The 15297-nt window shown below is 31.4% G+C and carries 11 protein-coding genes and 1 tRNA gene; 3 read left to right on the top strand and 9 right to left on the bottom strand.

The features are described 5' to 3' along the window. Positions 1 to 70: 70 nt before the first annotated feature. From AADI82_RS08355 to AADI82_RS08345, 3 genes are all read right to left on the bottom strand, one after another. A complete protein-coding gene (locus AADI82_RS08355; RefSeq protein ID WP_341215988.1) occupies positions 71 to 523 on the bottom strand; it encodes a 6-carboxytetrahydropterin synthase in 453 nt (150 codons plus the stop codon). Between the two features lie 341 nt (positions 524 to 864). Then, positions 865 to 2202 carry an MATE family efflux transporter gene (locus AADI82_RS08350; RefSeq protein ID WP_341215987.1) on the bottom strand — a complete coding sequence of 446 codons (1338 nt, stop codon included), beginning with the start codon at positions 2200 to 2202 and terminating at the stop codon, positions 865 to 867. Next, entirely contained in the window at positions 2196 to 2696 is a 501-nt protein-coding gene (locus AADI82_RS08345) for a GNAT family N-acetyltransferase (protein ID WP_341215986.1), read from the bottom strand. Before AADI82_RS08345 ends, AADI82_RS08350 begins: the two co-directional genes overlap by 7 nt. A 60-nt stretch (positions 2697 to 2756) precedes the next feature. Between AADI82_RS08345 and AADI82_RS08340 the strand changes: the two genes are divergently transcribed. Together AADI82_RS08340 and AADI82_RS08335 are read left to right on the top strand one after the other, a co-directional pair. Beyond that, positions 2757 to 3551 (top strand): universal stress protein, encoded by a 795-nt coding sequence (locus AADI82_RS08340; protein ID WP_341215985.1) that lies wholly within the window; start codon positions 2757 to 2759, stop codon positions 3549 to 3551. Positions 3552 to 3557: 6 nt separating this feature from the next. Continuing rightward, a tRNA-Ala gene (locus tag AADI82_RS08335) sits at positions 3558 to 3631 on the top strand. Positions 3632 to 3638: 7 nt separating this feature from the next. Here AADI82_RS08335 and AADI82_RS08330 read toward each other — a convergent pair. The 5 genes from AADI82_RS08330 to AADI82_RS08310 all read right to left on the bottom strand — a co-directional run bounded on the left by AADI82_RS08330 (position 3639) and on the right by AADI82_RS08310 (position 13185). Then, positions 3639 to 4481 (bottom strand): alpha/beta fold hydrolase, encoded by an 843-nt coding sequence (locus AADI82_RS08330; RefSeq protein WP_341215984.1) that lies wholly within the window; start codon positions 4479 to 4481, stop codon positions 3639 to 3641. Then, positions 4482 to 7241, bottom strand: a complete 2760-nt coding sequence (locus AADI82_RS08325; RefSeq protein ID WP_341215983.1) for a PD-(D/E)XK nuclease family protein — start codon at positions 7239 to 7241, stop codon at positions 4482 to 4484. It abuts the gene before it with no gap. 108 nt (positions 7242 to 7349) lie between these two features. Beyond that, the gene (locus AADI82_RS08320; protein ID WP_341215982.1) at positions 7350 to 8708 is read right to left on the bottom strand and encodes an OmpA family protein; all 1359 of its coding nucleotides are present in this window, start codon (positions 8706 to 8708) and stop codon (positions 7350 to 7352) included. Between the two features lie 123 nt (positions 8709 to 8831). Further along, on the bottom strand, positions 8832 to 10025 hold the full coding sequence (kbl, locus tag AADI82_RS08315; RefSeq protein ID WP_341215981.1) for a glycine C-acetyltransferase: 1194 nt from the start codon (positions 10023 to 10025) through the stop codon (positions 8832 to 8834). 22 nt (positions 10026 to 10047) lie between these two features. After that, entirely contained in the window at positions 10048 to 13185 is a 3138-nt protein-coding gene (locus AADI82_RS08310) for a UvrD-helicase domain-containing protein (protein ID WP_341215980.1), read from the bottom strand. 126 nt (positions 13186 to 13311) lie between these two features. Here AADI82_RS08310 and AADI82_RS08305 point away from each other — a divergent pair, with 126 nt between their 5' ends. Further along, the gene (locus AADI82_RS08305) at positions 13312 to 13920 is read left to right on the top strand and encodes a superoxide dismutase (RefSeq protein ID WP_341215979.1); all 609 of its coding nucleotides are present in this window, start codon (positions 13312 to 13314) and stop codon (positions 13918 to 13920) included. Between the two features lie 333 nt (positions 13921 to 14253). Here the strand turns inward: AADI82_RS08305 and AADI82_RS08300 are convergent, their stop codons facing one another. After that, positions 14254 to 15105 (bottom strand): alpha/beta hydrolase, encoded by an 852-nt coding sequence (locus AADI82_RS08300; RefSeq protein ID WP_341215978.1) that lies wholly within the window; start codon positions 15103 to 15105, stop codon positions 14254 to 14256. Positions 15106 to 15297 lie beyond the last annotated feature (192 nt).

Genomic DNA, 15297 nt, shown 5'->3' with positions numbered 1-15297 from the left:
TTTTTGTGTTGTTGCACCTATGCAACACAAAAAAGCGACTACCGAAAGCCCGACCCTTTGGGGTAACGCCCTAAATATTATCGGAGGCATACCATTCTGCAAACGAGGTATCGGTTTCTTGAAGTTTTAAGGAATGTAACGCAATATGATTTGGTAAACGATTTTTTATTTTTTGAGCAAAATCGATAACCATCATTTCGCTGGTGGGTTGGTAATTTACCAAGAGCACGTTGTGATCGCGGTCTTTAAGCTCTTTAGCGAGTTCGACATGTGGTGTGTTTTTGTTGAACACGGTGGCATGATCAAAGACGTTTACAATTTCTTCTTTTACAATTTTTTTTAAATCGCCGAAATCGATTACCATTCCGAATTTCACATTATTGGTGTCTGTTATAGGCTTGCCATAAACGGTTACCGATAGTTTGTAACTGTGACCGTGTACATTTTTGCACTTGCCATCGTATCCGTAAAGGGCGTGACCAGTTTCGAAAGAAAATTGTTTTGTAATGCGAATGTTGCTCATTTTATAATGCTATTTGCTTTGCAAAGATACTATCTTCTTTTTTTTCTGTTTACAAAGTAAACGATTATTAAAACTAAGCCTAATATTAAAAATAGTCCGCTGCCGCTAATAAATGACATGATATCCATAAGGGTTACTTTTTATTTATTCTTTTTTTATTGTATCTAAATATTAAATAGGCTATTACTACTAGTGTTACAAAGGGTAGCATAGAACCAATAAACACGCCGATTTCATAATTAGAATTGGGTGCTTTATTAATTTTTTCTTCAATATCTATTTGGTTAAGGAAAGCTGTTAACAAGGTCACTGCAATTATTTTCATCAATTATCGACCAAAGTTAATTGTTTTTTGAAAGAGGAATAAATATTTTTCTAAAAATTAAAATTAAAGGAAATCCTCGTGCAATGATCCAAAACGTTAAGGCTATAAAAATGGCATAAAGTTTATAATCGAGATGATCTAACCAAAATAAAACAGGAATAAAAACTAAAAATGTAGAGATTAAAAGAACGTTACGCAACGCCTCCATTTTACCCAAACCTTTAAAAATACCATCGAAAATAAAAGCGATTGTGCATAATGGCTGCATTGCTAAAACTATCCAAAATATGCTATAGAATTGTTTTAAAACTTCAGGATCGTTAGTAAATATGTTACCTAAAGGGTAATACAATAAGCCTCCAACTATGGCTATTAGGATGCCTATAATAATACCATATTTTATTAATTTGTTGCTTAATATAATAAGTAAATTATATTCTTTTCCACCGTACAGTTTTCCCGATAAAATATTGCCTGCGCTAGCATAACCATCTACAATAAAAGCCCCAAGAAACCACAAGTTAATAGCAATAGTATATGCTGCAATGTATGTTGCTCCGTAACTAGTAGCAAAAGCACTGGCATAATAAAGGGTGACATTTAACGCAATGGTGCGTACAAAAAGATTAAGAATCATTAATATAAAACGATTAATTTCTTTGTTAAAAGGAAAGCTTAACTTTAAAGGTATTTCAGTTTTTTTAAGTAAATAATAGGCTGCAAAAATAGCCATTAATAATTGTGCAATTACACTAGCATATGCAGCACCTTTAATGTTCATGGGCGTGATGTAACCATCAATTCCGTAAACCAAAGCAAAGTCTAAAATAACATTTGTAATGGTTCCTATAATGGCGATTAGCATAGGATAATAGGTGTTTTGTAATCCGCGAAAAGCACCAAAAACAGCTATGGTAAAAAGTGTAAAAGGAAATCCGAAAACACGAATTCTGTAATAATCGACACTATAATCTAAAATTAAACCGGAGGCATTATAAAGCTTAAAAATTTGGTTTGCAAAAGGGTAAGTTCCTATTATTATTAAAACACTTAATGAAGTAATAATAAAGATAGCTTGTGCTGGCAGATTTTTAATTTTATCGAGTTTATTTGCGCCAACATATTGTGATACGATTGATGAAATAGCACTTCGGGTTTGACCCAAAACCCATATTAACATTGATAAAAAGGTGGTTACAATACCTACAGCGGCTAAAGATTCAGTGGCGTTAAATTCTATATTCCCAACTATTGCTGCATCGGTTAATGATAAAATAGGTTCAGATACTCCAGAAATTAATGCTGGAATTGCTAATTTGTTTATGTGTTTTAAGCTTATGCTTGTGTTTACCATACTAATTCGTAACAATAAAAAGGATAATTGCTTTGTTTAGGAAAATAAATATTTCCTAAGCGTTTGTACCCCCGTAGTTCGTAAAACTTTTGGTTTCTTTTGTTTTGCGAAAAGGTATCTAATCTTATGGAAGTATACTTGTTTTCTAAGGCGAAGTTTTCAGCAAAACCCATTAATTTTTGTGCATAGCCCTTTCCTTGATATTTAGGATGAATGGCTAAACGATGGATATAAATATTACGCTTGTTTTCAGTTAACCAAGAAATGGGGATATATTCTTCGTCCATAAATGATGAAATGACTATACAGCCAACTAGTTTTTTGTCTTCTTCAATTACATATAATTCGTTTCTTAAAACATCATTTTTAAAAGCTGTTTTATTAGGATAATGTTCGTTCCATTGATATATCCCGTTGTCTATCATAAAGCTAGCGCATGCTTTAGTAATTTTTATAATTCCATCTATATCTTCAAGCGTTGCTTTACGAATCATTTTTAATGTTTACTTTTGCATAAATATTGCTACAAATTTAGTCTTTTAAACTTTTTTATTATGAAGAATATTTTAGTACCCGTTGGCTCATCAAAAAATGCTTTAAGTCATTTGCAATATGCAGTAGATTTTGCCAAAGCTTTTAATGCAAAACTTTATGTTGTGCAAGTTTACAATGTGTATACTAAAGCTGGTACTATGATTAAAGTAGATCATATTATAGAACGAGAAAGTAAAGAATTTTTAAATGATTTAGTATCAAAAATTGATACAAAGGATGTTGATGTAGTAGTGAAAACTTTAAAAGGAAAGCTAATTGATACATTGGAGTTAGCATGTAAGGCCGCTAATATTGATTTAATTCTGGTTGAACCAAGAACCAACTCTATAAAAGACGAAGTGTTTTTAGGGAAAACCTCAGGAAAAATTATTAAACAAACTCAAATTCCAGCACTTATTGTGCCAGAAGGCGAAGTGTTTAAGCCAATTAAACATATTTTAATGGCTGTAAAATCTGCAGTTATTAAAAAAGAGAATGTTTTGGAGCCACTTAAATATATTAAAGACCAATTTAAAGCAGATGTTAATTTATTATTAGTTAAAACACCTTATTACAATGAAGGTGATTTTAAATTTAATAGCGACTTACAATCTTTAATTTCTAATACGATTTATTCAGAAAATGCAACGACATATCAAGGTGTGTTAGAGCATTATCGTACTACTAAACCAAATATGTTGTGCGTAGTACGAAGAAAACGAGGGTTTTTCACAAAGAAATGGGAGAAAAATGTAATTTTAAAGAAAGACTTTAATAGTAACATACCTGTTTTAGTTTTGAGCGGGTTAAAATAAATATATGGGGATGTAGCTCAGTTGGCTAGAGCGCTTGACTGGCAGTCAAGAGGTCGTCGGTTCGAATCCGATCTTCTCCACTTTTTTTTAATACTCTAAGAAGTCTATAACTTTGGTTATAGCTTCTTTTAAATGATTAGGGAGTATTTCTTTCTCCCAGGGATGTTGTGCTCCAAAAACATGATTGGCGCCTTCAATAATTTCTAATTGACTTTTTGAATTCCAATTATGAAGGCTTTTAGCTTCATCAATAGAAACACTTGTATCATTATTTCCATGAATAATTAAATGTGGAATTTTTAAGTTTGATACGGCACGTTTAATGGTGAGTCTGTTTTCATTGGCAATAAAATTTTTATAAAATTGGAAGTAATGTGGCATCTGTTGTTTTGTTCGTCCATTTAAAACATATTTAACACCGCTTTTTCCCCATTGCTCTAAATCTCCAGCAGTTGCAGTTCTTTTACCAAAATCGCACACACCAGCTAAACTTATTACCTTTTTTATTTTGTTATTTTCTTCAGCTTTTATAGTTACAATTCCGCCAGCTCTACTGTGCCCTACTAAAGTTATATTATTTATATCAGCATTCCTTTCTAGTTTAAAGTTCGAACACACCCATTCTATAACAGATTCTAAATCGTCTAGTTCTTTGGTGTAATTGTTATTTCCAAAAGCTTCTAAATCTGGAAAATCTATGGGTTGTTTTACAGTGCCGCCATTATGCGAAAAATTAAATTTTATAAAGTAAAAACCGCTTTCTGCAAATGCTTTTGCCATCAAATTCCATGCGCCCCAATCTTTAAAACCTTTGTAGCCATGGCAAAATATTAATATTGGTTTTTTAATGTCATCATCTTTAAAAAACAAATCGGTTAAAATTGGTTTTTCATGTTTACCGTTAATAATTATATTTTTTTCAATAGTCATTTATATTTCTTTTTCGGTGAAAGGTGTATTTAAATTACAAATTTCTAAAATGAGTTGCTTTAATTCATCGCTAAATTTATCAAGCGTTTCTTCAGTAATCAACGTGTCTTTTTTAGCATAAGATCCTGCTTTGTCTTTTTTAGCAAACTTTAAAAAGCCGCTACTCAAATTTTTAAAAGAAACAATCCCTGCTTCAACAGGAAGGTTTATTTGATTGGATTGATGCATCATCAGTGCATAGGTGAGCACTTGGAAACTCTTACTGTATTTATTATAATCTGTTGTAATACTTTCCCAATTTACAATTTCTACACTGCCTTGACTAATGTGTCCTGTTTTGTAATCAATAATTCTAGTTACGCCATTGTATTCATCAACGCGATCTACTTTTCCTGTTAGATTTACAGGGAAATTAAGTTCTGGAATATCGAATGGAACATCATTTTTAGCTTCAATAGCTATAATTTTTATTTGGTTTCCAGCTTTTAAATCTTGTATTTCTAAATCTAAAAAGTTAGAAACATAGCGTTTTGCTATTTCAAAAACAATAAGGTTTTTACCTTTTGTTATATCGCCTTCTTTATATTCATTCTTAAAATGATAGCTTACCCTTTCAGATATTTTTGGTTTTAAGCTTTTGATGTTTTCAATCGTTAAAAATGTTCCAACAAATGGTTTATAAAAATCTTCAAGTGTATTGTGTACAACGGTTCCTAAGGTATTTGCAGCAACGGTTTCTTCAGCGTCATCGTGTTCCCGAATTTTTAATATTTTCTGATAATAAAAATCAATAGGATTTCTAATATAGTTGGTAAGTGATGATGGTGAAAACCCTTTTTTTGCAACTTCAATAATTTGATTTAGTAACTCAGGTGTTTTATTTATTTCATTTAACGAGGGCTTTATTACAGGAACAATTGGCGCAATAATTTGATGCTTTATTTTATGAATATTTTCTAGTTGCAATTGTGTAATGAACCTGCTTTTTTCGCCTCCAGTCAACACATCGGCTTCGGTATTATATAAAATATGAATGTTTTTGGCACGCTGCAAAAGTCGGTAAAAGTGATAGGTGTAAACCGCATCTTTTTCTTTATAAGTTGGCAGATTATTTTCTAATTTAACATCAAACGGAATAAAAGAATTGTTGCTTTTCCCAGATGGTAACACGCCTTCGTTTACAGATGAAATAATGACGGTTTCAAAATCTAAAACACGTGATTCTAACATGCCCATAATTTGTAAACCTTGTAAAGGTTCACCTTGAAAATCGAGTGTTTCGGTGCTTAATAATTCTTTGTAAATGCTAAATAAAGTCGAAATATCTTTAATGTGATTGTATTCGGAATTTAATCGCGATAGCTCATTAAATAATTCATTAAAACGAAATAAATATTCTAAGGATAATAGGTTTGAAGCTTTGTTCTCAGATAAATTGTTTTTAATAATTAAAATTAATTGTGCACAGTTTTTTAAAGCTTCATCAATAGATGTTTCCCAATTTGTGAAGAGTATATTTACAATGGTTTCTGCTTTATCAGTAATTTGTTTTAATCTATCTGGAGTTAAATAAATAATGTTATTTGCTTCAATAGTTTCAATTATTTTAGAAGCATAATCTGTATCATTAAAATATAATAGCGGTCTTATAAATTGATGCGATATAATGTTTATAACATCTTTATAATAGAATGATTTTGATGGGTTTTTATGAAGCTTAAATAAACTTTCGAAAAGAGAGGCAAGCGGAATAGATTTTAATGGAAAACCCATAGTAATGTTTAAAGCCTCAATAGTTGCAGGCAATGAATTTAACACAGGAATCAATAAATTTTCGTCTCCTAAAACAACTGCTGTATTTTGTAAAGATTTGTTTTCTATACTTAAAGTGTTTAAAAGCATTCCTATATATTTTGATTGCCCTATGTTTTTTGGAATACCATAAATAGAAATATTCTTTTCTTTTGAATAATTATTAGTTATCCAATTAAACGGATTGCTTTTAAAGTAGCTCCAATTGCTTTTATGCTGTCTTGTAAATAATGCCGCATCGTGTTTTGGATTGTTTAAAAACACATTGTCAATATCCCAATAAATTTTCGCTAAATTATTTTCCAGTAGTTTTTGAATGATGGTTTCTTCAGCTGTATTTAAGGCATTAAAGCCTAAAAAAACGTGTTGTTTTTCTGTGTTGTTCTGAATATATGATTCTAAATTTTTAACAGCTTTTCTGTATATTAATCCTTGATAACCAACATTTTTATTTAATAAATGTTTGGTAAAGTGTGTGTAATAATTATAAAGCTTGTTCCAAAATGATAGATAGTTTTTAACAAAATCAGATTTATTTTCTTCTAACGACCAATGGTTTAGTTTTTGAATATCACTTAAATAGTTAAATATGTTTTCTTGTGGAATAAGGTATCTATCAATCTCATTAAAATCTTGAAGTAATATTTGAGCCCATTTTGAAAACGACTCAAAAGAATCTACATTTTCTTTATTTGTTAGTGTAGTATAGCTATTATAAAACTCAAATAAAAGCTCAGTATTCGAAATGGTTTTAAGTTGAGATAAGGCTTCTACAAATTCTTCTATACTTATAATGTGTGGAGAAAAAATAGTTTTATTAGTAACTTTATAAAGTTGATGCTTTAAAAACAAACCAGCTCTTTTGCTAGGTAAAACAAAAGTTAGTTTTGAAAGATTTACATTAGAGTTTTGTAAATCTTTTAAAACATCAAAAATAAAAGTAGTCATACTTATATGTCGTTATAAAGTTCAGTTAGGAGTATATAAAAATAAAAAACGCTTCGGATAACCGAAGCGTTTTTATAAAACTTATTTTTAAAACTAATATTTAGTTTCTTATTTCGCTAAGTTAATTTCAACACGTCTGTTGTTAGCTCTACCTTTTCTAGTTTTGTTAGAATCAATAGGTTTAGATTCTCCGTAACCAAGAGCAGAAAGTCTGAATGCGTCAATACCATTTTCAATTAAGTATTCTTTAACTGAATTAGCTCTAGAATCAGATAATCTTTGGTTTAATTTTTCGCTACCAACACTATCAGTATGTCCTTCTACAGTAAATTTAGAAGTAGGGTATTCTTTTAAAATCTTAACAATGTCAGATAAAACTTCTGCAGATTGCTTTTTGATAGTAGATTTACCTGTATCAAATAAGATAGTTTTAGCATACTCATTAAGTTGTTTTTGTACTTCTGCAGATACTTCTGGACAACCATTGTTAGCAACAGTTCCTTTAACGTCTACACAGTTATCATCTTTATCTAAAACACCGTCACCATCAGTATCTGGCCATGGGCAACCTTTGTTAGCCGCAGGACCTGCAGTGTTAACACAGTTGTCATCACCATCAGCAACACCGTCACCATCAGCATCTGGACAACCAGCTAAAGCTTTTAAACCAGCAACTGTAGGACAGTTATCATCTTTATCAGCAACACCGTCACCATCAGCATCTGGACATCCGTTAAATTCAGCTAAACCAGCTTCGTTAGGACAAGAATCTTTAGAATCTTCTATACCATCTCCGTCTGTATCAGGACAACCATTGAAAGCTTCTAAACCAGCAACATCTGGACAAGCATCATCTTTGTCGTAGATACCATCACCATCTGTATCAGTTCCACCAAATTTGATAGAAATTCCAGCAGTGTGTTGGAAATGTGTATTTAAATAATCTTCAAAAGCATGTTTATATGCAGATTGAAGTGTTAAGCCAATGTTTTCATTAAACCAAACATTTACACCTAAAGTACCATTTACAGTACCAGCGCCAACTTCGTCAACCCAAGTGTAACCACCACCAGCACCTAAGTAAGGCTCGAAAGTATTTGAGTTAAGTAAGTTACCAAGACTATATTTAATAGTTCCATCTACTCCATAGTAAGATAAATCATCAACTGAAGCATCTCCCCATTTATCAATTTTATTTAAAGACCCAGCAACTCCAAAAGAGAAACCATCACCTAAATATTTAGATACCGAGATAGTTGATAAAGATGGTAAGATATTCCAGTGATCAGATACATTGAAGTATTCATCAAAGGTATCACCAAGTGGTGCGTTTTCACCTGTAGGGTAAAAGTCAACTGCGTTTGCTCCTATGGTAATTTGCCATGGGTTGTTTTCGTCTTGCGCATTTACGTTGCTATAACCAAGTACAAGCAACATAGCGAACAATAATCTGCTAAGATTTTTCATATTCAAAAGTTTAATTTTTAAGTGTTAATTGTAAGCAAAAGTAAGTTGTTAAATGTTATTAACAAAGACAAATATATAAAAATATTGGATAATTCTTTTATTCATCGACAGTACAGAATGATTTTATATAATATTTAGTGCTTTGCCAACTTTTGTGAACGCAGCAATAGCCTTATCTAAATGCATTTTTGTGTGAGCTGCAGATAGTTGTACGCGAATTCTTGCTTTACCTTTCGGTACAACGGGAAAAAAGAACCCAATAACGTATATTTCTTCTTTTAAAAGCATATTTGCCATAGTTTGTGATAATTTGGCATCGTATAGCATAACGGGAACAATAGCCGAATCACCATCAATTATATCTAAACCTGCAGACTTCATTCCCTTTTTAAAGTAATTGGTATTCCACTCTAGCTTATCTCTAAGCTCTGTATTATTTGCAAGCATATCAAAAACCTTAATGGATGCACCAACAATGGCAGGGGCTAACGAATTTGAAAACAAATAAGGCCTTGAACGTTGGCGCAGCATGTCAATAATTTCTTTTTTACCAGTAGTATAACCTCCCATAGCTCCCCCTAACGCTTTTCCGAGAGTTCCTGTAATAATATCTATACGGTTTAATACGCCTTTTTCTTCAAGTGTTCCTCTACCTGTTTTGCCTATAAAACCTGTGGCATGACATTCATCAATCATTACCAATGCATCATATTTATCGGCTAAATCACAAATTTTATCTAATGGAGCTACTAAGCCATCCATAGAAAAGACGCCATCTGTTACTATTATTTTAAAACGTGCTCCGTTTTTATTAGCTTCAATAAGTTGCGTTTCTAAATCTGCCATATCACTATTTTGATAGCGATATCTTGCTGCTTTACACAAACGCACACCATCTATAATAGAAGCATGATTTAAAGAATCTGATATAATGGCATCTTCTTTTCCTAATAATGGTTCAAAAACGCCACCGTTAGCATCAAAAGCCGCAGCGTATAATATGGTGTCTTCGGTTTGATAGAAATCTGCGATTTTTTGTTCTAGTTCTTTGTGAATATCTTGAGTGCCACAAATAAAGCGTACCGAACTCATGCCAAAACCATGTGTATCCATAGCATCTTTTGCCGCTTGAATAACATCTGGATGCGACGACAAACCTAAATAATTATTAGCACAAAAGTTTAAAACCGTTTCGCCAGTATTTAAAGTTATTTCTGCACCTTGTGCCGAAGTTATAATGCGTTCTTCTTTATAAAGTCCGTTGTCTTTAATATCTTGAATTTCGTTCTGTAAATGTTGTTTTATAGTGCTGTACATGGTTTTATATTTTTTTAAAAAGTTAAATGGCTTTTATTTGAATATCATCATTTATATAAACAAGAATTTTTTTAATCACTCTTAGGCTCATGTCTTCTAAAACATCTTGATACGATTGTAATTGCTGCTGATGCTTTTTATCTTCAAAACCTGTTTTGTAATCTATTATAACTGCTTCGTTGTTAGCATTTACAACTACGCGATCTGGACGTAAAATAATACCTTCTTTTGTAATAATATCACGTTCATTATATATGGTGTAACTTGACGTGTAATAATCTTCAAGCTTGGAATGATTAATTATCTCATTTACAATGGTTTTTAATTTTTTTGCTTGCTCTTTATTAATAGAAGAAACATTGATGAAATCGTTTACAGCAACATCAATATCGTCTTTAGTATTAATTTTAGACATGATATTATGTATAAGATTTCCTTTTTCAATAGCTTCTTTTTGTGTGGTATCCCAAAGTAACCCAGATTTAGTTACTACTTTTATATTATGAGTTTCTTTTGCTGTCGAAATAAATTGCTGTTTAATTTGAGTTTCCTTCTTTACCGTTTCTTTTTCAATAATTCTTTTAGAATTTCCGAAGCTGTACACTAATTTGGAATCTTCCCATGTATTTATATGTTTTAAATATTCAATAAACAACCCAGAATATTTTTTAGTATTTACTTCGCCTTTTGAGGATATATCATTAGTAGAAATAACATGCAATTGTTCCACTGCTCTTGTTAATGTTACATACAGTAAATTTATATTGTCTAATTCTTGCTCAGATTTATGGGTGTTAAAAATACGAGAACCTTCATCGCCATAATGCTCAAAATCTTTATTGTAATTTAATAAAGTATGCGAAAAGCCGTTGTATTTTTCTTTATTTAGTGCAAACCATTCTTTGGGTTCTAACTCTCGGTAAATATCTAGATCCGCAAATGGGAAAATAACCACTGGAAATTCCAAACCTTTAGATTTATGAATGGTCATGATTTGTACTGCATTTTGCCCTTTAGGCGATACAATACTTAAGTTTTCTTTTTTCTTAGCGAAGTAGTGTAAAAACCCAGAAATATCCGAGCCTTTTTTCTGTGAAAAATCTAAAACCACATCTAAATAAAACTGAATGTAAGCGTTTGATGTTTTTACCAAATTAAAGCTTCTCACTATAGTTTCTGCTAAATCGTAAAGCGGTAGTTGTAATAAGTCACTATTATTTATATGGATGTTGAATTTTTCAAAACTTTTAAAAAGCTCAGGCAATTGTAAATTAATATGATTTGTAAAGAATTCGTGTTTGTTTTCAATATTGAAAAGGGTCGTTAAATAATTTAAAACGACAATTTTTATTTCGTTGTTTTTAGGCTGAATTAAAAGCGCTAATACATTATTTGTAAAATTAACTTCGGGAGAATTATTTAACAATAACGTCTCAGAAGATACAATAGGAATGTTATGCTGACTCAAATAATTTGCCACTGCAACACCTTCTTTTTTCTTTCTAACCAGAATACAAATATCTACTAAATCAAAACCATTTTCTAAACAATTATTAATCGTATTTAATGTGTTTTCTGAAAATAGTTCATTTCTATCATCCTCTTTTTCAGTATCTAAAAATGAAAATGTAACATAACCTGCTTCATTTATAGTGCTATTTTGGTATGCGTTTTCATAAAGCGTTTTGTAATCATCATTAGTAAAAACCTGTAGCGATAAAAACTTAAAAAAGCCATTGTTAAAATCTACTATTTCTTTAAAACTTCGGTAATTGTCATCGAGTGTTTCTACTTTTTGTTTAATATGAAATGGCTGTTTCACTTCGTTAAACAAATCAATAAATTGTTCGGCTTTACCACCGCGCCAACGGTAAATAGCTTGTTTAGCATCGCCAACTAACATGGTCGTTCCGTTTTCAGTAGAAAGCGAATTCTCTAGCAACGGAATTAAATTTTCCCATTGTAAAACCGATGTGTCCTGAAACTCATCAATAAAATAGTGTTTAAATTTTTCGCCGATACGTTCGTAAATAAAAGGCGTGGGCTGATTTTTTATTTCTTTGCTAATAATGGCATTAAATTCTGAAATCAGCATTTTATTCTGTTCCGATTTTAATACATTCAATTCGTTATTTATAGCGTTTAAAACAGAAAGCGGCGTGACGTTTTTATAAAAAGCTTTTAAAAATTTAAGATGAAAAACAGCCTGTTTGGTCTTGTTAAAAGCCATTGTCAGCTGTAGTTGAATTTGATTAATTATTGTAGCTATATCCTCTGTTGCTTTTTTAGGGTAAAGCGGATTATTTTCTAATAAATCTCCCTGCCAAATCAAATCGAATTTAATATCAAACCTTTTATTACTAAGGTTTTGAAAGTGTTTTGGTAACGAACCCCTCGAAAAATCGTTCTGCTCCAAACCAGCTTCTTCAATTAAGGTCAAAACACGTTGCGCTTCTTCAACTATAATAGTTTCAAAAGTTAAAATTTCTTTTTTCAAATGCGATTTAAGCTCTTTAAAATCATTTAAAGTTTTGTGTTTTAAGGTTTCAATAAACGGCATGTCGTTTTCATTAACCAACAATTTCGCAATCTTATTAAAATCGAAAGACACATCCCAACTTTTATCATCATCAGCTTTTTCAATAGCAAAATCTACCAAAATTTTTGTCAGTGCATCATCAGTTCCAGCTTTGGATATTAAACTGTCAACAGCTTCATTTAAAAGCGCATCTTGATCCAATTCAACCTCAAAGTTTAAAGGCAATTTTAAATCGTGTGCAAAAGTTCGTATCAATTTATGTGTAAAACCATCAATAGTGCTAATATCAAACGCAGCGTAATTATGTATAATGGTATTTAGTAGTTTTTTAGATTTTTCATGAAGATTTTTAGGTTCTATTTCTAGTTCTTCACAAATATCGTTAAACATACTATTTGAAGTTTTTAAAATAGCGGCTTCAGAAAACGTTTTTAGCATGTCTATAATACGCTCTTTCATTTCCGAAACCGCTTTATTGGTAAACGTAATGGCAAGAATGTTTTTAAACAAATAAAGATTAGTAGAGCTAAATAAAATTTTTAAATACGCTTTTACTAAGGTGTAGGTTTTTCCGCTACCAGCAGAAGCATTATAAATTGTAAAAGATGAATTTAACTGCATAAAACAAATTTAGAGACAATATAGAAACTATCAATGGTTTGATAACAATTTATTATTTTTTATTGACCTGTTTTATCCGTAAATTTGAATGAAAATAAATACTAATATTTAAAACATAGAAAAATTATGGCTTTCGAATTACCGAAATTAGGATATGCTTATGACGCTTTAGAGCCTCATATCGATGCACGCACCATGGAGATACATCATTCTAAACATCATCAAGGATATACAAATAACTTAAATAATGCTATTGCAGGAACAGATTTAGATGGAAAATCTATTGAAGATATTCTAACAAATTTAGATATGAGTAATGGTGCTGTTAGAAATAATGGTGGTGGGTATTACAACCACTCGTTATTTTGGACGGTTATGAATCCTGAAGACAGAGGTTATTTATCTGGTGAATTAAAAGATGCTATAGAAGCGGCTTACGGATCTAAAGACGAATTTATTGCGGCGTTTAGTAAAGCAGCAGCAACCCGTTTTGGCTCTGGTTGGGCATGGTTATGTGTACATAAAGGTGGGAAGGTAGAAATCTGCTCTACACCAAATCAAGATAACCCATTAATGCCAGGAGTTAGTTGTGGCGGTACACCAATTTTAGGATTAGATGTTTGGGAACACGCCTATTATTTAAACTACCAAAACCGTCGTCCAGATTATATTAATGCGTTTTTTAATGTTGTTAATTGGAACGAAGTTGAAAGACGTTACGCTGAGGCAAAGTAGAAGTTTTTACAAAATAAATACAAAAGCAAATTCAGTAAATGGGTTTGCTTTTTTTTATGGCGTTACCACAACCCTTCGACTGCGCTCAGGGCAAGTGGTCGGGCTTTCCAATATAATCTTTTTAAAATGCCATTGCGAGGAGCGAGTGACGTGGCAATTTGCAAATATTTAGTGAAAGCATAATGTATTTCTTATTCTTTTTTAAAAAGGATTTCCATTTTTATCACTAATGGGTATGCTTGCAGAAAGCTGCGATTAATTTTAAGTTGCTTTATTGGTTGCTAAATTCAGCGTTTAAAATTTAAAACTATTTGCTATGCATGTTAACTACAGTTATTTCTTAATTGTATAATCAAATTCTTCCTTTAAAAACCTATTTGCTATGTCGTTAAAAATTATTGGATTGTTCCGAGGTGCTCCATGATTAAAACCTGGCATAATGCAAAGTTGACCTTTAGGAAGATTATTGAAAATTTCAACCGCGTGTTCATTTTTGATAATATCTCTGTCTCCTACCATTATTAAAACGGAAGCAGTTATTTTCTTTAAATCTGAATGACTTATATTCGGTTGATTTAATAAAAGCCCATCGAGTTGAAGTTCAAGATTCCAATCTTGAGAAGTATCTCCTTTAGCTATCATTTCCTTTACTTTAGTTTGATTTTTTCTAACATTTTCAGGAGCCCAACTATTAACAGCTGTAGTATCAGGGCGTAAATTTGCACCCATTGCAACTATTTTTTTTATTTTAGTTTTTCTGCTAATTCCCATTTTCAATCCAATTATGCCTCCATCACTCCATCCAAGGATATTAATAGAATCTAATTCAAGATAATTTACTAATCCTTCCCAGTCTTTTGTTATTTGGCTATAAGTCAGAGAGTCCGTTTTTAATTCTGATTTTCCTTGACCTCTGCTATCAGCTACAATAACTCTATATTTATGTTTAAAATAGTCTATTTGGTTTTCCATAGACTTAATGTCAGCACCACAACCGTGAATTAATAGTAGTGGCTCTCCTTTTCCATATTTCTCATAATATATTTTAGCTCCATTTAATTCCACATATTTACCAATTGAATCATTATTTCCATAAGGTATATCAAATTTATTCTGAGCATTCATAACACTAAATTGAAATACTAAGAATAGAAATATAATTTGAAGTCTAATTGAATTTTTCATTCGTTCATTTTTAACTGTAGTCATTTTTGGCAGTTGATTTTACGGTAAGTTTTGTTACCGCTATCACGTAAAGATAAATTTTTTAAGAAGAAAGTATAAATAGCTATAAAAAAGAGATTCCTGCTTTCGCAGGAATGTAAAATGAAAAAGGTGAACGAGTGTTCACCTTTTTGCCCCAAATCTACCATGAAC

The sequence above is a fragment of the uncultured Wocania sp. genome (assembly GCF_964021735.1).
Taxonomy (GTDB): domain Bacteria; phylum Bacteroidota; class Bacteroidia; order Flavobacteriales; family Flavobacteriaceae; genus Wocania_A.
The sequence above is the reverse complement of the archived record's forward strand: the minus strand, read 5'-3'. Positions and strand labels throughout refer to the sequence as shown.

Coding starts and splice junctions, on each gene's coding strand:
- AADI82_RS08355 (WP_341215988.1), bottom strand. CDS start 523: ATGAGCAACATTCGCATTACAAAACAATTTTCTTTCGAAACTGGTCAC.
- AADI82_RS08350 (WP_341215987.1), bottom strand. CDS start 2,202: ATGGTAAACACAAGCATAAGCTTAAAACACATAAACAAATTAGCAATT.
- AADI82_RS08345 (WP_341215986.1), bottom strand. CDS start 2,696: ATGATTCGTAAAGCAACGCTTGAAGATATAGATGGAATTATAAAAATT.
- AADI82_RS08340 (WP_341215985.1), top strand. CDS start 2,757: ATGAAGAATATTTTAGTACCCGTTGGCTCATCAAAAAATGCTTTAAGT.
- AADI82_RS08330 (WP_341215984.1), bottom strand. CDS start 4,481: ATGACTATTGAAAAAAATATAATTATTAACGGTAAACATGAAAAACCA.
- AADI82_RS08325 (WP_341215983.1), bottom strand. CDS start 7,241: ATGACTACTTTTATTTTTGATGTTTTAAAAGATTTACAAAACTCTAAT.
- AADI82_RS08320 (WP_341215982.1), bottom strand. CDS start 8,708: ATGAAAAATCTTAGCAGATTATTGTTCGCTATGTTGCTTGTACTTGGT.
- kbl (WP_341215981.1), bottom strand. CDS start 10,025: ATGTACAGCACTATAAAACAACATTTACAGAACGAAATTCAAGATATT.
- AADI82_RS08310 (WP_341215980.1), bottom strand. CDS start 13,185: ATGCAGTTAAATTCATCTTTTACAATTTATAATGCTTCTGCTGGTAGC.
- AADI82_RS08305 (WP_341215979.1), top strand. CDS start 13,312: ATGGCTTTCGAATTACCGAAATTAGGATATGCTTATGACGCTTTAGAG.
- AADI82_RS08300 (WP_341215978.1), bottom strand. CDS start 15,105: ATGAAAAATTCAATTAGACTTCAAATTATATTTCTATTCTTAGTATTT.